The 22707-nt window shown below is 70.1% G+C and carries 24 protein-coding genes and 1 tRNA gene; 16 read left to right on the forward strand and 9 right to left on the reverse strand.

Annotated elements, in window-relative coordinates:
• Nucleotides 1–3 precede the first annotated feature (3 nt).
• The gene (cls, locus tag BLT62_RS04210; RefSeq protein WP_083362942.1) at nt 4–1482 is read left to right on the forward strand and encodes a cardiolipin synthase; all 1479 of its coding nucleotides are present in this window, start codon (nt 4–6) and stop codon (nt 1480–1482) included.
• Nucleotides 1483–1645: 163 nt separating this feature from the next.
• Here cls and BLT62_RS04215 read toward each other — a convergent pair whose 3' ends face one another.
• A complete protein-coding gene (locus BLT62_RS04215; protein ID WP_083362943.1) occupies nt 1646–2677 on the reverse strand; it encodes a pirin family protein in 1032 nt (343 codons plus the stop codon).
• A gap of 41 nt (nt 2678–2718) precedes the next feature.
• Between BLT62_RS04215 and BLT62_RS04220 the strand changes: the two genes are divergently transcribed.
• On the forward strand, nt 2719–3156 hold the full coding sequence (locus tag BLT62_RS04220) for a hypothetical protein (RefSeq protein WP_083362944.1): 438 nt from the start codon (nt 2719–2721) through the stop codon (nt 3154–3156).
• 54 nt (nt 3157–3210) lie between these two features.
• Nucleotides 3211–3672 carry a hypothetical protein gene (locus BLT62_RS04225; RefSeq protein ID WP_156786237.1) on the forward strand — a complete coding sequence of 154 codons (462 nt, stop codon included), beginning with the start codon at nt 3211–3213 and terminating at the stop codon, nt 3670–3672.
• A 40-nt stretch (nt 3673–3712) separates the two neighbouring features.
• Here the strand turns inward: BLT62_RS04225 and BLT62_RS04230 are convergent, their stop codons facing one another.
• From BLT62_RS04230 to BLT62_RS04240, 3 genes are read right to left on the reverse strand one after another with little or no spacing between them, the layout of a single operon-like run.
• The gene (locus BLT62_RS04230) at nt 3713–3943 is read right to left on the reverse strand and encodes a helix-turn-helix domain-containing protein (protein ID WP_083362946.1); all 231 of its coding nucleotides are present in this window, start codon (nt 3941–3943) and stop codon (nt 3713–3715) included.
• Nucleotides 3943–4773 (reverse strand): hypothetical protein, encoded by an 831-nt coding sequence (locus BLT62_RS04235; protein ID WP_083362947.1) that lies wholly within the window; start codon nt 4771–4773, stop codon nt 3943–3945. Before BLT62_RS04235 ends, BLT62_RS04230 begins: the two co-directional genes overlap by 1 nt.
• On the reverse strand, nt 4773–5399 hold the full coding sequence (locus BLT62_RS04240) for a hypothetical protein (protein WP_083362948.1): 627 nt from the start codon (nt 5397–5399) through the stop codon (nt 4773–4775). Before BLT62_RS04240 ends, BLT62_RS04235 begins: the two co-directional genes overlap by 1 nt.
• Nucleotides 5400–5651: 252 nt before the next feature.
• On the opposite strand from BLT62_RS04240, the gene BLT62_RS04245 reads away from it, so the two are divergent.
• The 4 genes from BLT62_RS04245 to BLT62_RS04260 all read left to right on the forward strand — a co-directional run bounded on the left by BLT62_RS04245 (nt 5652) and on the right by BLT62_RS04260 (nt 10130).
• Entirely contained in the window at nt 5652–8174 is a 2523-nt protein-coding gene (locus BLT62_RS04245) for an ATP-dependent Clp protease ATP-binding subunit (protein ID WP_083362949.1), read from the forward strand.
• Between the two features lie 159 nt (nt 8175–8333).
• On the forward strand, nt 8334–8840 hold the full coding sequence (locus tag BLT62_RS04250) for an amino-acid N-acetyltransferase (RefSeq protein ID WP_083362950.1): 507 nt from the start codon (nt 8334–8336) through the stop codon (nt 8838–8840).
• 118 nt (nt 8841–8958) lie between these two features.
• Nucleotides 8959–9582 carry a hypothetical protein gene (locus BLT62_RS04255; protein WP_083362951.1) on the forward strand — a complete coding sequence of 208 codons (624 nt, stop codon included), beginning with the start codon at nt 8959–8961 and terminating at the stop codon, nt 9580–9582.
• A gap of 86 nt (nt 9583–9668) precedes the next feature.
• Complete coding sequence (locus BLT62_RS04260; RefSeq protein ID WP_231919337.1) at nt 9669–10130, forward strand: dehydrogenase; 462 nt, start codon at nt 9669–9671, stop codon at nt 10128–10130.
• A gap of 50 nt (nt 10131–10180) precedes the next feature.
• On the opposite strand, the gene radA is transcribed toward BLT62_RS04260, so the two are convergent.
• Nucleotides 10181–11578 carry a DNA repair protein RadA gene (gene radA / locus BLT62_RS04265; protein ID WP_083362952.1) on the reverse strand — a complete coding sequence of 466 codons (1398 nt, stop codon included), beginning with the start codon at nt 11576–11578 and terminating at the stop codon, nt 10181–10183.
• Nucleotides 11579–11684: 106 nt separating this feature from the next.
• Here radA and BLT62_RS04270 point away from each other — a divergent pair.
• The 4 genes from BLT62_RS04270 to BLT62_RS04280 all read left to right on the forward strand — a co-directional run bounded on the left by BLT62_RS04270 (nt 11685) and on the right by BLT62_RS04280 (nt 12907).
• Nucleotides 11685–11774: transfer RNA gene (locus BLT62_RS04270), tRNA-Ser, on the forward strand.
• Between the two features lie 210 nt (nt 11775–11984).
• Entirely contained in the window at nt 11985–12149 is a 165-nt protein-coding gene (locus BLT62_RS17845) for a hypothetical protein (RefSeq protein WP_172829632.1), read from the forward strand.
• Nucleotides 12149–12400: a DUF6458 family protein gene (locus BLT62_RS04275; RefSeq protein ID WP_083362953.1), complete on the forward strand. Its 252-nt coding sequence runs from the start codon at nt 12149–12151 to the stop codon at nt 12398–12400. The genes BLT62_RS17845 and BLT62_RS04275 overlap by 1 nt, the downstream gene beginning before the upstream one ends.
• Before the next feature lie 240 nt (nt 12401–12640).
• Entirely contained in the window at nt 12641–12907 is a 267-nt protein-coding gene (locus BLT62_RS04280; protein WP_067231803.1) for a GlsB/YeaQ/YmgE family stress response membrane protein, read from the forward strand.
• Between the two features lie 167 nt (nt 12908–13074).
• Here BLT62_RS04280 and BLT62_RS04285 read toward each other — a convergent pair whose 3' ends face one another.
• The 3 genes from BLT62_RS04285 to BLT62_RS04295 form a co-directional block, all read right to left on the reverse strand.
• Nucleotides 13075–14040 carry a hypothetical protein gene (locus tag BLT62_RS04285; RefSeq protein WP_156786238.1) on the reverse strand — a complete coding sequence of 322 codons (966 nt, stop codon included), beginning with the start codon at nt 14038–14040 and terminating at the stop codon, nt 13075–13077.
• Nucleotides 14041–14134: 94 nt separating this feature from the next.
• On the reverse strand, nt 14135–15532 hold the full coding sequence (locus BLT62_RS04290) for a sensor histidine kinase (RefSeq protein WP_172829633.1): 1398 nt from the start codon (nt 15530–15532) through the stop codon (nt 14135–14137).
• 44 nt (nt 15533–15576) lie between these two features.
• Nucleotides 15577–16242 carry a response regulator transcription factor gene (locus BLT62_RS04295; protein ID WP_231919338.1) on the reverse strand — a complete coding sequence of 222 codons (666 nt, stop codon included), beginning with the start codon at nt 16240–16242 and terminating at the stop codon, nt 15577–15579.
• A gap of 187 nt (nt 16243–16429) precedes the next feature.
• Between BLT62_RS04295 and BLT62_RS04300 the strand changes: the two genes are divergently transcribed.
• The 4 genes from BLT62_RS04300 to BLT62_RS04315 all read left to right on the forward strand — a co-directional run bounded on the left by BLT62_RS04300 (nt 16430) and on the right by BLT62_RS04315 (nt 19968).
• On the forward strand, nt 16430–18013 hold the full coding sequence (locus BLT62_RS04300) for a glycosyltransferase family 39 protein (protein WP_172829634.1): 1584 nt from the start codon (nt 16430–16432) through the stop codon (nt 18011–18013).
• A complete protein-coding gene (locus tag BLT62_RS04305; protein ID WP_083362958.1) occupies nt 18010–18774 on the forward strand; it encodes a polyprenol monophosphomannose synthase in 765 nt (254 codons plus the stop codon). Before BLT62_RS04300 ends, BLT62_RS04305 begins: the two co-directional genes overlap by 4 nt.
• A gap of 79 nt (nt 18775–18853) precedes the next feature.
• Nucleotides 18854–19534, forward strand: a complete 681-nt coding sequence (locus tag BLT62_RS04310) for a pentapeptide repeat-containing protein (RefSeq protein WP_083362959.1) — start codon at nt 18854–18856, stop codon at nt 19532–19534.
• Nucleotides 19535–19701: 167 nt separating this feature from the next.
• Nucleotides 19702–19968 carry a GlsB/YeaQ/YmgE family stress response membrane protein gene (locus tag BLT62_RS04315; RefSeq protein WP_083362960.1) on the forward strand — a complete coding sequence of 89 codons (267 nt, stop codon included), beginning with the start codon at nt 19702–19704 and terminating at the stop codon, nt 19966–19968.
• 61 nt (nt 19969–20029) lie between these two features.
• Here the strand turns inward: BLT62_RS04315 and BLT62_RS04320 are convergent, their stop codons facing one another.
• Nucleotides 20030–21655 carry a carboxylesterase/lipase family protein gene (locus BLT62_RS04320; RefSeq protein WP_172829635.1) on the reverse strand — a complete coding sequence of 542 codons (1626 nt, stop codon included), beginning with the start codon at nt 21653–21655 and terminating at the stop codon, nt 20030–20032.
• Between the two features lie 157 nt (nt 21656–21812).
• Between BLT62_RS04320 and BLT62_RS04325 the strand changes: the two genes are divergently transcribed.
• Complete coding sequence (locus BLT62_RS04325; protein WP_083362961.1) at nt 21813–22661, forward strand: fumarylacetoacetate hydrolase family protein; 849 nt, start codon at nt 21813–21815, stop codon at nt 22659–22661.
• Nucleotides 22662–22707 lie beyond the last annotated feature (46 nt).

The following is a 22707-nucleotide window of genomic DNA, read 5'->3' on the forward strand; positions in this document are numbered from 1 at the left end:
TCCATGCTGATTGACTTCACGGATCCATCGGACACGTCGCTCGTCATCATCTTCCTTCTGCTGTTCGTGGACCTCGCGGTCCGCGTTGCGGCGATCATCATCATCCCGCGCAACCGCCGTCCAACGGCCGGCATGGCCTGGCTGCTCGCGGTCTTCTTCATCCCGTACATCGGGATCCTGCTGTTCCTGCTGATCGGCAACCCCAAGCTGCCGCGCAAGCGAATGGCCAAGCAACGCCGGATGGACGCGTTCATCCGCGCCAACTCCGATGTGCCGGGCGGCCGGCCGCACAACGAGGAGTGGCCGGAGTGGTTCGCCTCGGTGGCCCAGCTGAACCGCAACCTCACCTCGATGCCGATGGTCGACGGCAACTCTGCGACGCTGCTCGAGGACTACGACGGCACGATCCAGGCGATGGCCGACGAGGTCGACCGCGCCACGAAGTACGTGCACGTCGAGTTCTACATCCTCTCCTGCGACCAGACCACGGCTGTCTTCTTCGACGCACTCGAGCGGGCCGTCGCGCGCGGCGTGACCGTGCGCGTCTTGTTCGACCACTGGGCGTCCTGGCGGAGCAAGGGCTTCAAGCACACGGTGCGCCGCCTCACCGAGATGGGCGCGACGTGGCATCAGATGCTGCCCGTGCAGCCGTTCCGCGGCCACTTCCAGCGCCCGGACCTGCGCAACCACCGCAAGATCCTCGTCGTCGACGGCAAGTCCGCGTTCATGGGATCGCTCAACCTGATCGACCGCAGCTACAACAAGCGCACCAACATCAAGCGCGGCCTCAAGTGGCAGGAGCTGGTCACCCGCGTCGAGGGGCCCGTCGTCGATGCCCTCAACCTCATCTTCATCACCGACTGGTACATCGAGTCGGAGGAGCTGCTCGAGAACGAGGCGCGGGTGCTCGAGTCGATCGACGACCCCGCCCTGCTGGAGTGCCAGGTGGTGCCGAGCGGGCCCGGCTTCGAGGGCGAGAACAACCTGCGCCTGTTCCTCGCGCTGCTCTACGGCGCGCAGCACCGCATCGTCATCACCAGCCCGTACTTCGTGCCGGACGAGTCGATGCTCTACGCCATCACCACGGCGGTCGAGCGCGGCGTCCCGGTCGACCTGTTCGTGTCGGAGATCGGCGACCAGGCCCTGGTCTGGCATGCGCAGCGCTCCTACTACGAGGCCCTGCTGCGGGCCGGCGTGCGCATCTACCAGTACAAGTCGCCGTACATCCTGCACTCCAAGCACTTCACGATCGACGACGACGTGGCCGTGATCGGCTCCAGCAACATGGACATGCGCTCCTTCGGCCTCAACATGGAGGTCTCGATGCTCGTGCGCGGGGAGAGCTTCGTGCGCGACATGCGCGCCGTCGAGGACCACTACCGCTCCGTGAGCAAGGAGCTCACCCTGGACGAGTGGATGAAGCAGCCGCTCCGCTCCACCGTGCTCGACGGGCTGGCCCGCCTCACCTCGGCGCTCCAGTAGCCCCTCGCCCCCGCCCCGCCCGCCCCGCCCGCTCCTCGTACCCCGCGCCCCGCGTCGAGACTGCGCGACTTGTCCTTCGGGGCGCCCTGAACTACAAGTCGCGCAGTCTCGGCGAGGGGGGTGGAGCGAGGGGTGTGGAGCGAGGGACGGGGCGGGGACGGGGTCAGCCGCGGGGCTTGAGGCGGACGGTCGGCAGCGCCGGGGCTGGCAGCGCCGGGCCGGGGTAGTCGGCGACGGTGCCGAAGCGGCCGGATGCGGCAGCGCCCGCGATCACGTCATGCTGCCAGTCGTGGCGGTACTCGACGACCTCGTCGTGGCTGCGCCCGATGAAGTTCCACCACATCACGATCTGCTCGGGGAACGGCTCGCCGCCGAGCAGCACGAGGCGCACGGGGGAGTCGCCGGCGCGCAGCGTGACGGATGCCCGGCCGGGGGCCAGGTAGCCGAGCTCTGACCGGGCCAGCAGCGTGCCGCCGTTGCCGGCGTCGTCGTCGAGCGTGACCGGCCCGGCGTCCACCAGCAGGCCGTGCTCGAAGCCCGGGTCGAGCGCGAGCGTCAGCGTGCCGCCGGCCGGCAGGTCGAGCTGCGCGCCGAGCAGGGCGGAGAAGACGGTGGGCGCCGCCGCGTCGGGGCCGACGGCCGGGGCGGGCTCGTCAGCGAGGGCGCCCACGAACACCTGCGCCGTCGCGTCGCCGCGCTGCAGGCGGCGGGCGTCGTGCCGCTCGAAGAATGGCTGCACGCTGCGCGCGGCATCCGGCAGCACGATCCAGAGCTGCACGCCGTGCAGCACCGTCGTGCCCGGGGTGGACACCTCCGAGTGCGAGATGCCGCGCCCGGCCGTCATCAGGTTGAGCTCGCCCGGCCGCACCATGGCGTGGCTGCCGACGCTGTCGCGGTGCTCGATCTCGCCCTTGAACAGCCAGCTGGCCGTCTGCAGGCCGGTGTGCGGATGCGGCGGCACCACCATCCCGCCGGTGGCGGCGACGTCGTCCGGGCCGTAGTGGTCGGCGAAGCACCAGGCGCCGATCGTGGTGCGCCCGCGCTGGGGCAGGGTGCGCCGCACCGGCATGGCGCGCGGCCCGCCGAGGGGCACGTCGCGCGGCAGCAACACCTCGACCGGTGGCGGCCCGGCATCCGTCACCGCCGCGATGTACTCGCAGACGAGCTCGGCCGGGTCGCGTTCGAGGTTGCTCATGGCTCCAGCCTAGGCCTGCGCCGAGCCGGTAGTCTGGCCGCATGAAGAGCTTTCGTGCCGTTGCCGCGCTGCTTCTCGCGGCCACCGTCGTCGTCGGAATCAGCGCCTGTGCGAGCACGCCGGGCGCCGGTTCGGGCGGCTCGCTCAGCGCCGTCGAGGACTACTCCGGCCTGCCAGAGGGCATGGTCGGGCTGCCGCAGAACCCGAGCGGCGAGCCGCAGCTGTACTGGTTGCAGGACGGCGCGCAGATCGGCATCACTCTGTGGGGCAGCTCGACCTGCCCGCCGATCGTTGAGTCGCTGACGCAGACCTCGTCGAACGCGTTCACCGCGACGCAGGCCGAGCTGCCGGCGAAGCCGTGCACGCGCGACCTCGTGCCGCACACCACGGTCTTCACGACTCCGAGCGACACGGCGACGAGCTCCGACGTCACGATCGTGCTCGACGGCACCAGCCTGACCCTGCCCGGGCGCCGTTAGCCACGCCCAGCAAGATGCTGGTGACGCCGGCGCCGCCGCCACTAGAGTGGCGGCATGGCTACTACCCTGCGTACCCGTCGTCTCGTGCTCGCAACCGTGGTTGCGGCGTCCGCCTTGCTGCTCACCGGCTGTGCCCCGATCGGCAACACGCCGACGGGCAACTTCCCCGGTTTCCCCGAGGGAACTGAGCCGAGCGGCGACGTGACCGGCGAGCCGCACGCCGCCTGGGTTTCGGAGGGCGACAAGATCGCCATCACTCTCTTCGGCAGCTCGACCTGCCCCTACATCGCCAGCACCATCAACGTGGTGAAGAAGGCCGACGAGGGCAACGCGGTGAGCATCGAGGTTCCGCCGCTGCCCGACCAGCCCTGCACCATGGACCTGGTGCCGCACACGACCGAGTTCTGGACCCCGCAGGACGTCACCACCACGAAGCCGCTGCAGATCACGGTGCTCGACCAGACCATCGAGCTGCCGATCAAGTCGTATAACCCGGGCCAGGACACCAGCCACTAGGCCGCCGCCGAGCGCGCCGGTCGGATCAGCGCTGGTCGGATCAGCGCTGTGCGCGCACGAGCAGCTCGCCGACCTCGCAGTCGAGTGCGTCGCAGATCGCCTGCAGGGTCGAGAAGCGGATCGCCCGCGCCCGGTCGTTCTTCAGCACGCTGAGGTTTACGACGCTGACGCCGACCAGCTCGCTCAGCCGGGTGAGGGTCATGCCGCGCTCGGCGAGCAGCTCGTCGAGTCGGCAACGGATGCCGTCGTCGCCGGTGTCTGCCGGGGCCATCAGACCAGCCCCACGGTGTCGCGCTGCATCCGCTCACTCTGCCGGAACGCCGCCGCGACGGCCAGCAGGGCCAGGCCGAGGAAGATCGGCCAGAACTCGATGCTCGCGTCCATCGTCGGCTGCGGCAGCCCGGTCGTCAGCGGATCGAAGGTGCCGAACGGGACCCCGCCGATGCCCGTGTCGGGGCCGAGGGTGCTGCCGGCGACGCTGATCTGCTCGGAGCTCCACGCGGTGATCAAAAGCGCCTGCTCTGCGGCCTGATAGCCCGCGGTCTCGAAACAGATCTGCCAGCCGATGCCGCCCACCATCAGCGCGACGGCGCCCACGATGAAGCTGCGGGCCACGATCGGGCGGAACGGCTCGTTGGCGAGAAGCCGGTGGCAGAGCACGGCCACCGCGGCGGCGAGCACGGCAACCGTCGCGCCCTGCAGCAAGTGGCCGCCGGCCAGGAGCACGCGGGTGCCGGCATCCAGTCCCTCGATGTCGACGGTCGCGCTCGAGAAGCCGCCCCCGGTGACCGTGGCGGTCGGGCCCTGCTGGATCTGCACCCAGGGGTAGACGCCCGGCCAGAAGGTCTGCACCGGGATGGTGACGCTCACCGCCTGCGCGGTGAGCGTCTGCAGGACGAGGGCGAGCGCGGTGACGGCGGCGATGCCGGCGGCAGCGGTCGCGCCGAAGCGGGTGAGCACGAGGACGGCCGGGCGGGCGGTGGCCGGCATCCGCTCATCGAGGGGGATGTCGTCTCCGCGTCTGCGCAGCAGCCAGTACCCGACGGCGACGCCGAGGAGAACGACGACGGAGCCGAGCACGATGATGTTCCAGGCGAGCATCAGATGAGTCCTTCCGTGTCACGCTGCATTCGCTCGCCGATCTCGAAGGCCGCCGCGACGACGCCGAGCACGACGCCCACGAACACGATCGTCAGATCGAAGCCGCCGGCGAACGGGAAGACGCTGCCGACGGGGTCGGGATTGAGCTCGGCGGCGATGGTGAATTGGGCGGCAGTGCCGAGCGCGTAGCCGAGCAGGCCGCCGGCGATCAGGGTGATGGATGCCGTCGCCAGCAGCCAGGTCATGCGGCGCCCGAACGGGCGGCCGCGCACCAGCCCGACGCTGGTGAACACGATCGTGCCGGCGATGAGCACCTGGGCGAGGCCGAGCGCCAGGGCCGACCCGGCCAGCAGCAGACGGGCGGTCGTCGAGACGTCGGCGAGCACGAGCTGCGCGCTGTCGAAGCTGCCGGACACGAGAGTGGCGGCGCCCGTGACGGCGCTCGCGGGAACAGCGAACACCGCGCTCATCTGTGCCTCCACGGTCGGGGCGCTGAGCACCGAGACGATGCGGGCCGCGCTGCCGACGGCGACCAGGATGCCGTAGGCCGCGGCGACGACGGTGAAGAACAGCAGCGAGCCGCGCTCCGACCTGCGCAGCTGGAAGCCGGCTGTGTGAGTGCTCATCGCGTCCCCTAACGATTGTCGATAATAACGATAATCGTTAAGGTAGGGGCGGCCCCGGCGGCTGTCAAGGGGAGGGCGCCCGTGCCCTGGCATCCACAAGCTTCCGTTGCGGGTCAGATCCGCGGCGGGCGCTACCGGCATCCGCCCGTCACATCGTCATGCTCTGGGCGAACACTGGCATAACAGCCCCGCGCGCTCGTTACTCTCTATGTATCGGTGCTGTATCCGGTACGGCATTGCGAGGAGTAGAAGATGTTTGAGAGATTTACCGACAGAGCCCGCCGTGTCGTCGTCTTGGCCCAAGAAGAAGCCAAGATGCTCAACCACAACTACATCGGAACCGAGCACATCCTGCTCGGTCTGATTCACGAGGGTGAGGGCGTCGCAGCCAAGGCGCTCGAGTCGTTGGGTATCTCGCTCGACGCCGTGCGCGAGCAGGTGCAGGACATTATCGGCCAGGGTCAGCAGCAGCCGACCGGCCACATCCCGTTCACCCCGCGCGCCAAGAAGGTGCTCGAGCTCTCGCTGCGCGAGGCGCTGCAGCTCGGCCACAACTACATCGGCACCGAGCACATCCTGCTCGGCCTCATCCGCGAGGGCGAGGGCGTCGCCGCCCAGGTGCTCGTGAAGCTGGGCGCCGACCTCAACCGCGTGCGCCAGCAGGTCATCCAGCTGCTCTCCGGTTACCAGGGCAAGGAGCAGGTCGCCGTCGGCGCGAACGAGCAGGCGACCCCCCAGGGCGGCTCGCAGATTCTCGACCAGTTCGGCCGCAACCTGACCCAGGCTGCCCGCGACGGCAAGCTCGACCCCGTGATCGGGCGCGAGAAGGAGATCGAGCGGGTCATGCAGATCCTCTCCCGTCGCTCCAAGAACAACCCGGTGCTGATCGGTGAGCCCGGCGTCGGCAAGACCGCCGTCGTCGAGGGCCTCGCCCAGGCCATCGTCAAGGGCGATGTGCCCGAGACCCTCAAGGACAAGCAGCTCTACTCGCTCGACCTCGGCTCGCTCATCGCCGGCAGCCGCTACCGCGGAGACTTCGAGGAGCGCCTGAAGAAGGTCACCAAGGAGATCCGCACCCGCGGCGACATCATCATCTTCATCGACGAGATCCACACCCTCGTCGGTGCCGGTGCGGCAGAGGGCGCCATCGACGCGGCCTCGATCCTGAAGCCGCTGCTCGCCCGCGGCGAGCTGCAGACCATCGGCGCGACCACGCTCGACGAGTACCGCAAGCACTTCGAGAAGGATGCCGCGCTCGAGCGCCGCTTCCAGTCGATCCAGGTCGCGGAGCCGTCGCTGCCGCACACCATCAACATCCTCAAGGGCCTGCGCGACCGCTACGAGGCGCACCACAAGGTGTCCATCACCGACGGTGCCATCGTCGCCGCGGCCAACCTGGCCGACCGCTACATCGCCGACCGCTTCCTGCCGGACAAGGCCATCGACCTGATCGACGAGGCCGGCGCCCGCCTGCGCCTCTCGATCCTCTCGAGCCCGCCCGAGCTGCGCGAGTTCGACGAGAAGATCGCCGTCGTGCGCTCCGCCAAGGAGGCCGCGATCGAGGACCAGGACTTCGAGAAGGCCGCCAGCCTGCGCGACGAGGAGAAGAACCTCCTCGGCGAGCGTCTGCGCCTCGAGAAGCAGTGGAAGTCCGGCGATGTCAAGACCACCGCGGTGGTCGACGAGGGCCTGATCGCCGAGGTGCTTGCACAGGCCACCGGCATCCCCGTGTTCAAGCTCACCGAGGAGGAGTCCTCGCGGCTCGTCTTCATGGAGAAAGCACTGCACGAGCGCGTCATCGGCCAGGAGGAGGCCATCTCGGCCCTGTCCAAGACGATCCGCCGCACCCGTGCCGGCCTCAAGGACCCGAAGCGCCCCTCTGGCTCGTTCATCTTCGCCGGCCCGACCGGCGTCGGCAAGACGGAGCTGGCCAAGGCGCTCGCCGAGTTCCTGTTCGACGATGAGGACGCCATCATCTCGCTCGACATGAGCGAGTACGGCGAGAAGCACACCGTCTCTCGTCTGTTCGGTGCCCCTCCCGGATTCGTCGGCTTCGAAGAGGGCGGCCAGCTCACCGAGAAGGTGCGCCGCAAGCCGTTCTCCGTCGTGCTGTTCGACGAGATCGAGAAGGCACACCCCGACATCTTCAACTCGCTGTTGCAGGTGCTCGAGGAGGGTCGTCTCACCGACGGCCAGGGCCGAGTCGTCGACTTCAAGAACACCGTCATCATCATGACCACGAACCTCGGTTCGAAGGGCATCTCCGGCGGGCCAGTCGGCTTCCAGCTCGAGGGCGACAGCGCCGTGGGCTACGACATCATGAAGGGCAAGGTCGTTGAGGAGCTGAAGAAGCACTTCAAGCCCGAGTTCCTCAACCGTGTCGACGAGACGATCGTCTTCCCGCAGCTCTCCAAGAGCGAGCTGCTGCAGATCGTCGACCTGTTCATCAAGCGCCTGAGCGAGCGGATGCTCGACCGTGACATGACGGTGGAGCTCACCCAGGCCGCGAAGGAGCGCCTCATCGAGGTTGGCTTCGACCCCGCTCTCGGCGCCCGGCCGCTGCGTCGTGCCGTGCAGCACGAGGTGGAGGACCTGCTCTCGGAGAAGATCCTGCAGGGCTCGCTCAACGCCGGCGACCACGTGCACGTGGACTTCGTGGACGGCAAGTTCGTCTTCACGACCACGCAGCGCGAGCTGGCCGCGACCTCGAACGTGAACGCCAACGCCGCCCTCGGCACCGGCTCGGTCACGCCCGACATCGCGATCACCGGCTAGCCAGCACGAACGATCTGAAGGGCCCGGCAGCTTCGGCTGCCGGGCCCTTCTGCGTTCCCGGCCCGGCGCCGCGCCCTGCCCGGCCGTGCGGGGGCTGGTGCGCGGCACCCCCGGGGCACCGCAGTACGCTGGAATCCACGCAAACAGGAAGGTGCCAGGGTGGCCCAGGAATTCACGGTGCGCCGGGCGCGCACGAGCGATGTACGCGGCATCCAGGCCCTGATCGAACCGCTCGTGCAGGAGCGCATCCTGCTCGGCAAGGACCTCGTGGTCTTCTACGAGGCGGTGCAGGAGTTCCGGGTCGCCGAGAGCGCCGACGGCGAGATCATCGGATGCGGCGCGCTGCACGTGATGTGGGAGGACCTCGCCGAGGTGCGCACGCTGGCCGTGTCCGACGACTGGCGCGGCACCGGCGTCGGGCACGCCCTGCTCGACCGGCTGCTCGAGGATGCCGCTGAGCTCGGCCTCTCCCGCGTCTTCTGCCTCACCTTCGAGGTGCCGTTCTTCGAACGGCACGGCTTCGCCGACATGGGCGAGGAGACCGTGGCGCCCGACGTGTACGCCGAGCTCGTGCGCTCGCCCGACGAGGGCGTCGCTGAGTTCCTGGACCTGGCCAGGGTCAAGCCGAACACCCTCGGCAACACCCGCATGCTCAGACGGCTCTGAGCTGCGGCTGAGCTGCGTCTGAGCTCCCACTGTGGGGCTGCCGCGCCGCAGCGGGCCAAAGCGCGGAATCACCGGCCAAATGCCGGGCAAAGCGGGGTGGGCTGGCTAGCCTGAAGGCATGTCGACGATCAAGCACCCCGTCGGGCCACAGCCGAACAAGGTTTACTGGCGCCGCAGGCTCGTTGTGTTGCTCGGCCTGCTCGCCGTGATCGTCATCGTCGTGCTGATCATCGTCGGCCCCGGGCGCAGCGCGGAGGCCGAGAAACCGACCGCCGACCCGGGCACCAGCTCGACGCCCGACGCGGGCAGCACCCCGGCGGCGGCTGTTGCAGGCGGCGCCTGCGCACCGGGCAGCGTCAGCGTGGAAGCCGTCACCGACGCCAGCGACTACTCCGGCGAGCAGGAGCCCGCGCTCTCGCTCGTCGTGACGAACACCGGCGCGACCGCCTGCTCGCTCAATGTCGGAACGGCCGCCCAGGTGTTCACCGTCAAGAGCGGCGAGGACGTCTATTGGACGTCGACCGACTGCCAGACGGAATCCAGCGACATCCCGTTCGAGCTGCAGCCCGGCGTGCCCGTCAAGTCCTCCGCCCCGATCGTGTGGGACCGCACCCGCTCGGCGCCGGACACCTGCGACTCGGACGAGCGCGAGGCCGCTGCGGCCGGCGGCGCGTCGTACCACCTCGTCGTGAGCCTCGATGGGAACACCTCGACGACCTCGAAGCAGTTCATCCTCAACTAGCCAGCAGCCAGCAGCCAGCAGCCAGCAGCCAGCAGCCAGCAGCGAACAGCCCGGCCGGAGCCGTGGAGCCTCGGTAGGCTGGAGCAATGGCATCCGGAGCTCAGAAGAAGTCCAAGCGCGTCGGCGGGCACCCCGCGACCAAGGCCGCGAAGGCGGGCAAGGGCGGCCCGACCGCTGAGGAGTTCCGCTCGCAGGCGCTGGCCGAGGCACTGGAGCGCCAGGACATGGCGGCCGTCGCCCTGGCGCTGCGCAACGGGAACACCGTCGTGCCGCTGATGAAAGCCGGCGACCGCGACCGGCCGTTGGAGTCCGGCGAGGTCTGGACGTACCGCGACCCGAACACGGGCGAGATCGCGCTGCTGCTGTTCAGTGATGCGCGCAACAAGCCGGCCAACCTGCCGCCGGCGGTCGGCCTGCAGGGGCCGGAGTGGCTGAAGGTGTTCCTCGGCCGCTACGGCGAGCAGATCACCACCGTCTTCCTCGACATCGCCGGGCCGCACCCGATGCAGGCGTCACCCGCCGATCTGCTGGCCGCCCTCGAACTGTAGCGCGGACCGGCCGCGGAGGAGGCCGGAACGGGTGACGAACGCCGGGGCGCCTAGAAGACCCGGTCCAGCTCGCGCTCCCGGGCCTCCACGCGCCGCTCGCGCTGCTCGGCCGGCGTGCCGGGCCCGGCCAGGCGCAGACGCTCGAGCGCGGCGGTAACGCTGCCGAGCTCGGCATCCAGAATCTTGTTGAAGCCCAGCCGCCTGGCCTCCGCCCCGCGGTGCTTGCCGGCGTTGACCGGTCGCACCTCGCCGGCGAGGCTGATCTCACCGTAGGCGGCCATGTCGTGCGGCACGGGCCGGTCGTGCATCGCGGAGGCGATGGCCACGGCGATCGCGAGGTCGGCGGCGGGCTCGGTTAGGCGCACCCCGCCGACCGTGGAGATGTAGACGTCCAGCTGGCCGACGCCGGAGAGCTTCGCGCGCCGCTCCAGCACGGCCAGGATCATCGCGACGCGGGACGGGTCGACGCCGTTGACGACGCGGCGCGGCTGCGGGCCGGTGGACTTGACGAGCAGCGCCTGAACCTCAACCGGCAGGGCGCGCCGGCCCTCGAGCGCCACGGTGACACAGGTGCCGCTGACGCCAGTGGCGCCGCGGCTGAGGAAGAGCCCGCTCGGGTCGGGCACCTCGGCGATGCCGTCGCCGGTCATCTCGAAGCAGCCGACCTCGTCGGTCGGGCCGAAGCGGTTCTTCAGGGCGCGCACGAAGCGCAGCGCCGTCTGGCGGTCGCCCTCGAACTGGCAGACGACGTCGACCAGGTGCTCCAGCAGCCGGGGGCCGGCGATCGAGCCGTCCTTGGTGACATGGCCGACCAGCAGCACGGGCAGGTGCCGGTCCTTCGCCACCCGGATCAGGGTCGACGCGACCTCGCGCACCTGGCTGGGCTGGCCGGCCAGGCTGTCGGAGTTGGAGCTGGCGACGGTCTGCACCGAGTCGACGATGAGCAGCTGCGGCCCGACGGCGTCGATCTGGCCGAGGATGGTGGCCAGATCGGTCTCGGCGGCGAGGAACAGCGTGGGCACGAGGGCGTTGGTGCGCTCGGCGCGCAGGCGCACCTGCTGCACCGACTCCTCGGCGCTGACGTACAGAACCTTCTGCCCGGTGGCCGCCGCGCGCGCCGCCACCTCCAGCAGCAGGGTGGACTTGCCGACGCCGGGCTCGCCACTCAAGAGGATCGCGGCACCCGGAACGATGCCGCCGCCGAGGACGCGGTCGAACTCGTTGATGCCGCTCGGCCAGTGTTGCACCGACTCGGTCGTGACGGCGGTGATGGGGCGGGCGGCACGGGCGTCGGACACCTGCACCGGCTTCAGCGCCCGGGCCGAGGCGCCCTGGTCTGCGGTGTCGAGCACGGTTCCCCACTGCTGGCATTCGCCGCATCGGCCGACCCAGCGGATGCTGGTCCAGCCGCACTCGACGCAGCGGAAGGAACTCACGGATTTGGCCATGATCCGAGGGTAGCTTGACCCTCCGACACCGGGCCCGACACGGGGTCCGACACGCGCTCGGGTGCTCGATTCGCGCTGCGGGCCGCTGGCTACTAAACTTGTCCTCGGTACCGTGTCCGAGCGGCCGAAGGTACAACTCTCGAAAAGTTGTGTGGGTGAAAGTCCACCGTGGGTTCAAATCCCACCGGTACCGCCAGAAAGACCCCCTGAATCTCAGTGAAAACTGCAGAGGCAGGGGGTCTTCTTTGTTGTCGGCCGCGTTTGCCCTCCTGGGCGCGGCCCCGATGCCCATACACGGTTTTTGCCGCCGCCACAAGGGTGTGCGCGGAGCGAAGCGACTTCGGTAGCGTCTCGCGAGAGGTTCTGCGGTCACCGCAGTTCCGGCCATTCCGAAAGGAGTATCAGAGTGAATATCCTGCTTGTCATCATCATTGTCGTGGCGATCGTGCTCGCGATCACCGGAGGTTTCGTTCAGTCGCTGAACTTCCTCCTCTGGGTGGGCATCGTGCTGCTCATCGTGGCGGTCATCGCCTGGTTGATTCGGTCTCTCTCGGGGCGGAGGAACGGCTGATGAGCATCGGACTGGGGATCGCGCTGATCGCGATCGGGGCCATCTTGGTCTACGCGCTCAACTTCACCGTCGACTGGATCGACATCGACATGGTCGGCTACATCCTGATGGGAGCTGGCGCCGTCATCGTGATCATCGGCATCGTCCTGCTCGCACGCCGTCGGCGCAGCGTCGCCACGACGCACACCCAGGTAGACCCGGCCAGCGGCGAACGGCTCACGCGCAGCGAGAACTCCACGCCCGACCTCTGAGCGCTGTTGCCACCCGGCACCGCAGGTTCTCCGCGCCTGCAACGCGCACACAGCCGTTTCACAGGATGCCGGACCCAGGCCAGTGTTTCAGCGCAAATGCTTCGGCCCGCAAGCGGAGGATGTCCCCCGAATGGGTTGCATTCGGCGCTGCAGGGTGGGACGGTGGAATCCGCTCGTCGTTCATCGACGGGCAGGGAACGGGCCTGAACCGCCCGACTCCCAACGAGAAGGGACATGACCATGGGGTTCTTTGCATTTCTTCTCCTCGGCTTGCTTGCCGGGGCCATCGCCAAGCTGATTCTGCCCGGCGATCAGGGCGGCGGCTGGTTCGCCACGTTGCTGCTCGGCGTGCTCGGCGCGATGCTCGGCGGATGGCTGGGCGGGCTGCTGTTCAACGCCAACCTCGAAGACTTCTGGTCGATCCAGACCTGGCTTCTTGCGATCGGAGGAGCGATAGTCGTGCTCCTGGTTTGGGGACTCATTGTCGGTCGCAAGAAGGCTGCGTAGCCGCAGCCTGTAGCGGCCCCCGCCGGCCCGGGGCTCTCCGGGCCGGCGGGTGCCGCCGCACACACCTCGAAGCGGGCGCGGGCCGGCATCCGCCCGCGAGAAACCCCCTGTCTCGATCAGAGGCAGGGGGTTTTGCGTGCCGTGGGAAGCGCCGCCCAGGCGTCGATTCAGTCGCCGGGCGAGGTCATCACCACGGTGCCAGATTCCAGGGCGGCGAGCACGCAATCGGCCACGCGCTGTCGGTCAGCGGGCAGTGCGCCGAGCACGAAGGGGGCACGCAGGTAGGGGAACGGCTCGTCGACTCGGACGATCGCGGCCTCGTCAACAGCGGGGTCGGCGATGCACGCGATCGGCTCCTCGGCGGGCGCCCAGTCGGCCAACTCGAGCACGAACTCGCCACCGTATCTCCAGGTCTCGATCCCGACGGCGTCCGGGGGCCCGACGTCGTCCAGGTCGGGCAGGCCCGTGGTGTTCCAGTACTCGACGCTGGCGGCGAACTCGATGACTTGGTTGGCCCCGGTGGCCATGATGTCCGCGGCCGTAATGTCGGCCACGCTGGTGCCCACGGTGCGGCCGACGGTGACGTTCCCCTCCCACGGGGCGTTCCACTCCGCTGGTCGGAACTCGTAGGAGACGACCCTAAACGCAACCGGGCCTTCGTGCCCGCCGGCGCTGGGTGTCACGATCTCTGCGTCCTGTCGCACGGGCGGGTACACCGACATCACGTCTCGAACCATGCCGCCGGGGGAGAACGGGAGGTCCGTTGCGCCCATCTCGGCGTCGACGGCCGCCGCGGTCTCGTGCGGCGTCCGGGCGTCGGGGATGACTGCGATGGCCGTCCATGCCGACTCGCAGCGGTAGCCGAGGTCTCTGGTGTCGTCGAACCACCAGTTCTCCGCGGTGTCGCAGTTGTCCTGTTGCACGTCACCCAGCACGATGACGCGGTCGGAGAGCACGAGCCGGGTCCGCATCTCCGCAAGCTGGGCTGCGGCCACGGCGCGCGCCTCGGGGATGCCCGGATCGGTCGGCGTCTGGTGCGGTTGGGGCGAGAAGATGCACCCGGAGAGCAGCAGCGCGAGCGCCACAGCTGCTGTGGTCGCGACCAGCGACCTTCGAACGGAAGTGTGCGTCACCCGGTCACTGTACCGAGGGGCCGTTGCCCCGGCCGGTATTTCGCCGAGGCAGTCCGGGCCACGGCCTGTCGCACGCTCGGAGGGACCAATGGGCCTATCGGGGCGTCGGGGCGGCCGGCGGCGCCCCGACGGCGGGGAGGGTGACCGTCACGGTGAGGCCGACGCCCGGGCTGTTCTCCAGCGCGATGGTGCCGCCCGCGTTCGTGACGATGGCCGCGACGATGGCCAGCCCCAGTCCGGTGCCGCGGCCGGCGGCGCGGGAGGCGTCGCCGCGGCTGAACCGCTCCAGGGCGTGCGCCTCGAAGCCGGGCTCCAGGCCGCCGCCGGTGTCTGCCACGCGCAGCACCAGGGCGCCGCGGGCGAGCGCGAGCGTCACGGTGAGCGCACCGCCGCCCGGCATCGCCGTCACCGCGTTGCTGGCCAGATTGTCGATGATCCGACCGAAGTCCTCCGCCTTGATCGCGAACTGCGCACCGGCGCCGGGCCCCGCGAGGCCCTCGTAGCTGAGCTCGATGGCGGCGGACCCGAACCGGAAGCGGGCCCGCTCCACGGCGTCGCGGGCCTCCCGCTCGAGCTCGGCGGCATCCGAGAGCCCGCCCTCCTCGCGCGCGGCGAGCCCCTCCAGCGTCGAGAGCTCGAGCAACGAGTTCACCAGCGCCGTCAGCCGGGCCACATTGCGGCGGGCCCCCGCCACATCCTCGAGGAGCTGCTCGACCGACGACGCCTCGGCCTCGGCCAGCTGCAACTGCATGGTGAGAATCGCCAGCGGAGTGCGCAGCTCGTGGCTGGCATCCGAGACCAGCTGCCGCTCGCGCGATGCCGAGGCGCGCAGCCGCACGATCAGCTCGTTGAGCGTCTCGGCGAGCTCCGCGATCTCATCGCGGGCGGATGCCACCGGCAACAGCTCCGTGCCGGGGCTCGCGCTCAGCTCCTCCGCGCTGGCGCGCAGCCGTTTCACCGGGGCGAGCGCCGCCGAGGTGAGCAGCCAAGCGGTGGCCGCCGTGCCCAGCACGATGAGGGCGAGGCCGACGAACAACAGCAGCCGCATCTCGTCGAGCACGGTCGACTCCTCGTGCCCGCTGCGCGCCGCGACGACATGCCACTCGCCGCCCGCGGTGGTGATCGGCGTCGAGAGCACCAGGTAGCTGATGCCGGCGGACTGGGCGCTCTCCGGCGTCACCGAGCGCGGCGTGTGCGCCGCGACGAGATTCGGCAGCATGTCGCGCAGCGCGCTCGGCAGGGTATTCACCGGGGTGCTGCCGTCGGGCGCGACCACGGCGATGTGCTGGCCGAGCCCCGGCGGGTCCAGCGGGCCGCCGTCCTGGTTCTGCAACGCGCTCACGTAGGCCGCGCTGTCGCTCTGCAGCACCGCAATCGAGCCGTCGCGCAGGATCCGCTCGATCTGCGCGTTGAACACGATGCCGGCGGCGAGGGAGATGAGCAGGGCGATCACGAGGCTGCCGCCGGCGATCCTGTTGCGGATCGTCAGCACCCGCGGAAGCGGACGGGGCGCCCCCGGGCGGGCGGCAGCCGGCATCAGGGCTCCGCGGCGACGAGCCGGAATCCGACGCCGCGCTCGGTCACGATCTGCGCCCCACTCTCGCTGTGCTCGAGCTTGCGGCGCAGGTAGCTCACGTACTGGTCCACGACGTTCGGGTCGATGTGCTCGTTGGTCTCCCAGACCTGGGCGAGCAGCTCGGAACGGCTCACCGTCTCTCCGGCCTGCGCGGCGAGGGCGCGGAGCACGTCGAACTCGGTGCGGCTGAGCGCCAGCTCGCGGTCGCCGGCCTTGGCACGGTGGCGCAACAGGTCGATGGTGAGCGTGCCAACCGTCAGCGCGCGTGGCGCCGTGAGCGCATCGCGACGGCGCACCGCCCGGATCCGCGCCGAGAGCTCGGCGATGTCGAAGGGCTTGATCATGTAGTCGTCGGCACCGGCGTCGAGGCCGCGGATGCGGTCGCCGACGGCATCCCGCGCCGTCAGCAGGATGACGCCCATGGTCGGGTCGTGCGCCTTCAGCCGCCGGCTGAGCTCGAACCCGGACATGCCGGGCAGCATGACGTCGACGACGGCCAGCTCGAAGTCCTCTGCGGCCAACAGCGCCATGGCGGCGATGCCGTCGTGGGCCTCGGCCACCTGGTGCCCGTCGGCGCCGAGGCCGCGGCGCAGCAGCGCGGTGAGCTCTGGCTCGTCATCGACCACCAGGATCCTCACGGCACTCCCTCCGTCGGCTTGCACACATCCTAGGACCGGAATCGCTCGGCCAGACCGGGCGGGCACCCCCTCTCTGAAAGGGCTCTCACGAAACGTTCATCAGAAATCATGCGCGGTCCAGTCGGCACTCAGACGATGAGAAATGTCCGAAGCCCGCAGCGGGAGGAGCGCCGACATGATCGATGTGCGCTCAGCTGTGGCCATGCGGATGCCGCACGCGGCGGCCCGCGCGCACCCGGCGCGTACCGCGGCAATGCTCGGCGCCGGCGCGGCACTGCTCTCCTTCGCGGGCAGCGGGATCCCCTCCTATTGGGGCGACGAGGCGGCCAGCGTGCTCTCGGCGGAACGCACCCTGCCCGGACTGTTCGGGCTGCTCGGGCAGATCGACGCCGTGCACGGCGCCTACTACCTGTTCCTGCACTTCTGGGTGCAGCTGCTCGGCACGGGTGAGTGGGCGGTCAGGGCGCCGAGCGCCGTCGCCATCGGGGTCGCCGCCGCCGGCTGCTGCGTGCTCGGCCGCCGGCTGTTCGGGCCCGCGACCGGGCTCCTGGCCGGCATCCTCTTCGCCGTGCTGCCGCAGGCCACCCACATGGGCGCGGAGGCGCGCTCGTACGCCTTCACCATGGCGGCCGCCACCTGGCTGCTGATCTGGCTGCTCATGTTGCTCGACCGGCAGGAGCAGCGCCCCCGGGTGTGGGCCGGCTACGGGGTGGCGACCGCCGGCTCGATCTACCTCTTCCTCTACCTCGGGCTGATGCTGCCCGTCGGGGCGGTCGTGCTGGTGATCCTGCGCGCACCGAGGCGCACCTGGGCGGGTTGGGCGCGCGCGGCCGCGCTGGCGCTGCTGCTCGCACTGCCCATCCTCGTCGCCGCCGTGCTGCAGCGGGCGCAGATCAGCTTCCTCGCCGAGCGCGGATATGCGACGCCCGATGCGGTGCTCGTGTCGCAATGGTTCGGCTGGCCGGGCCTCGCGCTCCTCGCCTGGGCGCTTATCGTGATCGCGCTGCTGGGCGCGGTGCGAGCTCTCCCCGCGTCGCACGGCGCCGCGGCGCAGCGCGCCGAGCGGATACCGGCCGCAATGGGAGCCGCACTGCCGCACCGCGACGCGGTGCTCATAGTCACTGCGTGGCTGGTGCTGCCGACCGCCGCGGTGTTGCTCGTGAACGCGGTCGCGCTGCCGGTCTACAGCGTGCGCTACCTCGCCTTCAGTGCGCCGGCCGCCGCCCTGCTGATGGCGGTTGGGCTGCGCGCCGTCGCCACGTGGGCGCTCGGCCCCTGGCGAGCCTCGGCGCGTAGGCAGCAGCTCGGGCTGCTGGCCGGCACGCTCGTCATCGCGGCGCTCGCCGCACCCAGCTACCTCGGGCAGCGCACCCCCTTCGCCCAGGGCGGCAGCGACCTGCGCCAACTGGCCGAAACCGTCGCCGCCAACGGGCAGCGCGGCGATGCGGTCGTCTTCGACGAATCCGTGCGGCCCTCGCTCCGCCCGCGCCTGGCGCTCGACCTCTACCCCGCACACTTCGCCGACTACGACGACGTGATGCTCGACACTCGCTACGTGCAGCGAACCCGGTTGTGGGACACGGTGCGACCGCTCGCCGAGCTCGGCGCCCGGGTACAGGGCCACAGTACGGTGTGGGCCGTCGAGCGCGGCGCGGACCGCCCAGATGTCACCGCGCTCGAGGCACTCGGCTACCGCGTGGACGCGGCCATGCCGATCAACACCACCACAGTCTTCAAACTCACGAAGGAGCAGCCATGACCCGCACAATCGTCGTGATTCCGACGTACAACGAGATCGAGAACCTCGAAGCCGTCGCCCGGCGCCTGCTGGAGGCCGTACCGGAGGTCGAGCTGCTCGTCGTCGACGACAACTCGCCTGACGGCACAGGGCGCCTGGCGGAGGACCTGGCCGCCGCCGATGCGCGCATCCATGTGCTGCACCGACCGGGCAAGGGCGGCCTCGGCGCCGCCTACCGGGCCGGTTTCGCCTGGGCGCTGGGGCACGGCGCCGACGTCGTTGTCGAGATGGACGCCGACGGCTCGCACCTGCCGGAGCAGTTGCCGCGCCTGCTGGACGGGCTCCGTGCGGCCGACGTCGTGATCGGCTCCCGCTGGGTGCCGGGCGGCGCGGTGCGCGGCTGGCCCGCCCACCGCAAGCTGATCTCCCTGGCCGGCAGCGAGTATGCGCGCCTCGCCCTCGGGGTGACGCAGCGTGATGCCACGGGCGGATTCCGGGCCTTCACCGCCCCCGCACTGGCGCGGATCGGGGCCGAACGCTCCACCAGTCAGGGCTATGGCTTCCAGATCGAGACGCTCTGGCAGGCGGTCGGGCAGGGGCTGCGCGTGATCGAGGTGCCGATCACCTTCGTGGAACGGGTCAACGGCAGCTCGAAGATGAGCGCCGGCATCGTGGTGGAGGCGATGCTGCGGGTCACCGTGTGGGGGCTCGCCGCGCTGCCGGCGCGGGTGCGCCGGCGCCGGCCGGCCGTGGCCGTGAGCGCGGCCCCCGTGCACCGCTAGCCGGCATCCCCGGTAGCAGGAAATCATCCCCGGCGCCGCGACGTAGGCTGGGGGAACGCCCACCGGGAGGGGGTGCAGCATGGCTCAGACACGTCGCAGCACCGGCAACACCCAGACCAAGGCGCCCCGCCTCGACCGGGTAGACCCGCAGAACCTCGGCGCCGGCTACGCGGGCGATCTCGGCGCGAATTCCACCGTGGACGGCCTCTCCTTCGGGGCGCTCGAGCTCGACACCTTCGCGCTGGACTACGCCACCGTGAGCGAGAGCGTCTTCGCCGGCGTCACCGCCGACGAGGCCGAGCTGCGCAGCGTCCGCATCGTCGACTCGCTGCTGGAGTCGGTGAACGTGCCCGTGCTCCGGGCCGCCCGCTCCACGTGGCGGGACGTCGTCGTGCGCGGTTCCCGGATCGGCTCCGCCGAGCTGTACGAGACCGGACTGCGGGCTCTGCGCTTCGAGAACTGCAAGCTCGGCTATGTGAACCTCCGGGGCGCGAGCCTCAACGACGTGCTCTTCGTCGACTGCACCATCGACGAACTCGACCTCGGTCAGGCCACGGCGGCGAGGGTCGCCTTCGACGGCTGCTCGGTGCGGGCGCTCGACTTGCAACGGGCCACCCTGAGCGACTTCGACCTGCGCGGAGCCGACGTGCAAGAGATCGCCGGCATCCGCAACCTCGCCGGGGTCACCATCAACGGGCTGCAGCTCGGCATGCTCGCCCCGGCGCTCGCCGAGAGCATCGGTATCCGCGTCGAGGGCTGAGCGCCGGCTCACGCGCTCCGCGCACCCCGCGCGATGACCCCCAAAAGGGTTGCATTGTCGACCCGTGCGTGCCAAATTGGGAACGCACGCCGTTCGCGGACTGGTGGGGTCCGGTGACCGGCGTCGAGTTCACGCGGTGATGCTCGCACGGTGAAGGGAGTACGACGATGGGGTTCTTTGCTTTTCTCCTTCTAGGCCTGATTGCGGGCGCCATTGCCAAGATGATCATGCCCGGCAATCAGGGCGGCGGCTGGTTCGCCACCCTGCTGCTCGGAGTGGTCGGCGCGATGCTGGGCGGCTGGCTCGGCGGCCTGCTGTTCGGCGCCGACCTCGAGAACTTCTGGTCGATCCAGTCGTGGCTGCTCGCGATCGGCGGCGCCTTCATCGTCCTCCTGATCTGGGGCCTGATCTTCGGTCGAAAGAAGGCCGCGTAGCCACAGCCGGGAGCGGCGGTGGGCTCGACCCGCGAGCACGGATGACGCACCGCTCGACGACTCACGCCAAGCGGCTCTGCGCCGGCACGGTCGACCACAGTGCTCGCAGCGCCGGCCTGGGATCCGAGCGACCAATCGGGTTCTCGTCCCAGACCTGTGTGTGGCGGGACCCTTCGCGATACGTCGCCCAGCTGCCAGGGCGCCCGGTGCGGGCGAATGCCGCCCACGCCGTCATCATCCGCGAGCTCAGCTCCGGGGGCGGCTGCGTGCCGACAAAGAACGCGGCCGCGGGTCGGTCAAGTGTGCCGAAAACGAATGGCAACTCCGCACCGTGGCAGGCGCCGAGACGACCGTTCATGGCCGGACTCGCCCAATCGAAGAGGTAACTGAAATTGAGCCCCTCACCTCCCAGACGCGCCTCGAGGAGTCGATTGCTTGGCTGACGGTAGCTGCGATCACTCAGATACGCCTCCAGGGCCTCGGCCTCCGACGGGCGCTGGCCGACATCCGACTGCACTGCCCGCACGTACTGCTCCGGGCCGAGTACGCCGCCCAGATCGGCGGCGATCTCCCCGCGCAACGTGCGGGCCAGTTCCTTCGGGTCGCGCGGTGGGCCGAAGGCGAGGCTGAGGGACGCCTCGTTCCGGTTCGTGCCGATGAGGAGGTCGACGGTGCTATTCAAGCCGGCGCGGACGGCGTCCAGCGGCGAGGCAGGCAGCAGCGTGCCGTCGACGACCGGTTGGAACGGAACCGAGAGCCCCACCGTCCGCGACTCGTACTCGAGGCAGACGGCGGACTGCGCTGCGAGAAGTTCGCTGGTCGGCCGGTCGAACACTGTGCTCGCCTCCGAACCATCGATGCCGAGGTGCCGCAGGATGTCGCAGGTCACCGCAGACGCTTCAGCAGGGGAGTGCACCCGTTCGGCGGTCCCGCTCTGCATGATCGCTCGATGGAAGAGCCCGGTCGCCGTCGGCACCCCGAGCAGGGTGCCGACGAGCGCCGCCCCAGCCGATTGCCCGCCGATGGTCACGTTCGAGGGATCGCCGCCGAACTGAGCGATCTCGTCGCGGACCCACCTCAGAGCGGTGATGAGGTCGTGCACGGCCCCGTTGCTGAGCCCGCTGCCGTGCGTGGCCCGCTCCAGGTGGAGGAAGCCGAAGACACCCAGCCGGTAGTTGACCGCGACAACGACGAGGTCACCGTCGGCAGCGAGCGCAGCGCCGTCGTGCAGGGGCTCGGCGTTGGAACCGATGATGTTGGCGCCCCCGTGGACCCAGACCAGCACCGGCCGGCCCCGTTTCGCACCCGCCGGTGCCCAGATGTTCAGGTTGAGCCCGTGCAGGTCGTCCTGATGGCTGCTCGGTGAATCCGCGCCGCTGCCGAACGGGCTGGGGTTCTGTGGCACTGCGGGCCCCGGCCGACTGCAGTCACGCACTCCCGCCCACCCGTCGGGTGCCCGGCCGGGAGCGAACCGCAGCCGGCCGGGCCCCAGAGTGGCGTAGGGAACGCCGAGGAAGGCCTCCACCGGGCCGTGCGGAGTGGTGAGGCGGATGCCGGAGAGCGCCCCGGCGGACGTATTGGCGTGCGGAACCTGCATGGCGCTCGGCATGTGCTCTCCTTCGGACGATGTGCGGCCCTCCCACCGTAGAGAGCCGCCGCCGTGCGGAGCGGGGTGGCTGCCGGGCAATGGAAACGGGGAGCCAAACCACGGCTGCCGCGCCGGCCGGCAGCTCCGGGGTCGAAGTTCCATCCAATGAAAAGCGGGTACCTCAGAACCCTGCCGTTCGCCCACGCTGAACTCAGCCGGATCGCACCGATCCGGCCGAAAGCAGTAGGGACACGACATGAAGTTCATGGGCATCGCCGCCGATGACAGCAACGACACTCGCATCGGCGTCGTCCAGGGCGACTCAGTCGCACCGCTCACCACGCTCGTCGAGTTCTGGCAAGACCCCTTCGCCTGGCAGCAGCGCGCAGCGGCCGGCGCCGCGGGTGCCGCGCTGCCGCTCAGCAGCGTCCGCGAGGTGCCACTGGTGCCCGCGTCCGCCCGCGTGCTCTGCGTCGGCCTGAACTACAAGGCGCATGCGGCCGAGGGCAACTTCGAGGTGCCGGAGTACCCGACGATCTTCGGCCGGTGGACGGCCTCGCTCAGCGTCGGCGGCGTGCCGGCCCCCGTCCCCACCGGCGAGGCCGGCCTGGACTGGGAGGGCGAGATCGCCGCCGTCGTGGGAGCCCGCATCCAGTCAGCGGATGCCGCGACGGCCGAGTCGGCCGTGTTCGGCTACTCCGTGTTCAACGACCTCACCTCGCGCCGCGCGCAGAAGCTCACCGCGCAGTGGACGCTCGGCAAGAACGGCGACTTCTCCGGCCCGATGGGGCCGCTCGTCAGCCGCGACGAGGTCGGCGACCTGCGAGACGGCCTGCAGCTGCGCACCCGCGTCAACGGCATCGAGGTGCAGAACGGCAACACCCGCGACATGATCTTCTCCGTCGGCGACATCCTCGCCCTCGTCAGCCAGACGCTCACCCTCCACCCGGGCGACGTGCTCGTCTCCGGCACGCCGGAGGGCGTCGGCTACGTGCGCACCCCGCCGTGGCTGCTGCAGCCGGGGGACAGCGTCGAGGTCGAGGTGGACCGGCTGGGAACGCTGACAACGCCGATCGTCAACGCGTCGGCCCGAGACCGTGCCTGAGGGCCTGATGTCCGCAACGGCCAAGCCCGGCCCGAGCGCCCTCGCG

The organism is Microterricola viridarii (assembly GCF_900104895.1).
Classification (GTDB): domain Bacteria; phylum Actinomycetota; class Actinomycetes; order Actinomycetales; family Microbacteriaceae; genus Microterricola; species Microterricola viridarii.

What these genes read in the sequence shown, in the direction of transcription:
- BLT62_RS04220 (WP_083362944.1), top strand. Translation starts at nt 2,719, where the DNA reads ATGAAGAGCTTTCGTGCCGTTGCCGCGCTGCTTCTCGCGGCCACCGTC.
- BLT62_RS04235 (WP_083362947.1), bottom strand. Translation starts at nt 4,773, where the DNA reads ATGCTCGCCTGGAACATCATCGTGCTCGGCTCCGTCGTCGTTCTCCTC.
- BLT62_RS04215 (WP_083362943.1), bottom strand. Translation starts at nt 2,677, where the DNA reads ATGAGCAACCTCGAACGCGACCCGGCCGAGCTCGTCTGCGAGTACATC.
- BLT62_RS04315 (WP_083362960.1), top strand. Translation starts at nt 19,702, where the DNA reads ATGGGGTTCTTTGCTTTTCTCCTTCTAGGCCTGATTGCGGGCGCCATT.
- cls (WP_083362942.1), top strand. Translation starts at nt 4, where the DNA reads ATGCTGATTGACTTCACGGATCCATCGGACACGTCGCTCGTCATCATC.
- BLT62_RS04255 (WP_083362951.1), top strand. Translation starts at nt 8,959, where the DNA reads ATGTCGACGATCAAGCACCCCGTCGGGCCACAGCCGAACAAGGTTTAC.
- BLT62_RS04305 (WP_083362958.1), top strand. Translation starts at nt 18,010, where the DNA reads ATGACCCGCACAATCGTCGTGATTCCGACGTACAACGAGATCGAGAAC.
- BLT62_RS04245 (WP_083362949.1), top strand. Translation starts at nt 5,652, where the DNA reads ATGTTTGAGAGATTTACCGACAGAGCCCGCCGTGTCGTCGTCTTGGCC.
- BLT62_RS04225 (WP_156786237.1), top strand. Translation starts at nt 3,211, where the DNA reads ATGGCTACTACCCTGCGTACCCGTCGTCTCGTGCTCGCAACCGTGGTT.
- BLT62_RS04260 (WP_231919337.1), top strand. Translation starts at nt 9,669, where the DNA reads ATGGCATCCGGAGCTCAGAAGAAGTCCAAGCGCGTCGGCGGGCACCCC.
- BLT62_RS04230 (WP_083362946.1), bottom strand. Translation starts at nt 3,943, where the DNA reads ATGGCCCCGGCAGACACCGGCGACGACGGCATCCGTTGCCGACTCGAC.
- BLT62_RS04240 (WP_083362948.1), bottom strand. Translation starts at nt 5,399, where the DNA reads ATGAGCACTCACACAGCCGGCTTCCAGCTGCGCAGGTCGGAGCGCGGC.
- BLT62_RS04280 (WP_067231803.1), top strand. Translation starts at nt 12,641, where the DNA reads ATGGGGTTCTTTGCATTTCTTCTCCTCGGCTTGCTTGCCGGGGCCATC.
- BLT62_RS04310 (WP_083362959.1), top strand. Translation starts at nt 18,854, where the DNA reads ATGGCTCAGACACGTCGCAGCACCGGCAACACCCAGACCAAGGCGCCC.
- BLT62_RS04300 (WP_172829634.1), top strand. Translation starts at nt 16,430, where the DNA reads ATGATCGATGTGCGCTCAGCTGTGGCCATGCGGATGCCGCACGCGGCG.
- BLT62_RS04275 (WP_083362953.1), top strand. Translation starts at nt 12,149, where the DNA reads ATGAGCATCGGACTGGGGATCGCGCTGATCGCGATCGGGGCCATCTTG.
- BLT62_RS04325 (WP_083362961.1), top strand. Translation starts at nt 21,813, where the DNA reads ATGAAGTTCATGGGCATCGCCGCCGATGACAGCAACGACACTCGCATC.
- radA (WP_083362952.1), bottom strand. Translation starts at nt 11,578, where the DNA reads ATGGCCAAATCCGTGAGTTCCTTCCGCTGCGTCGAGTGCGGCTGGACC.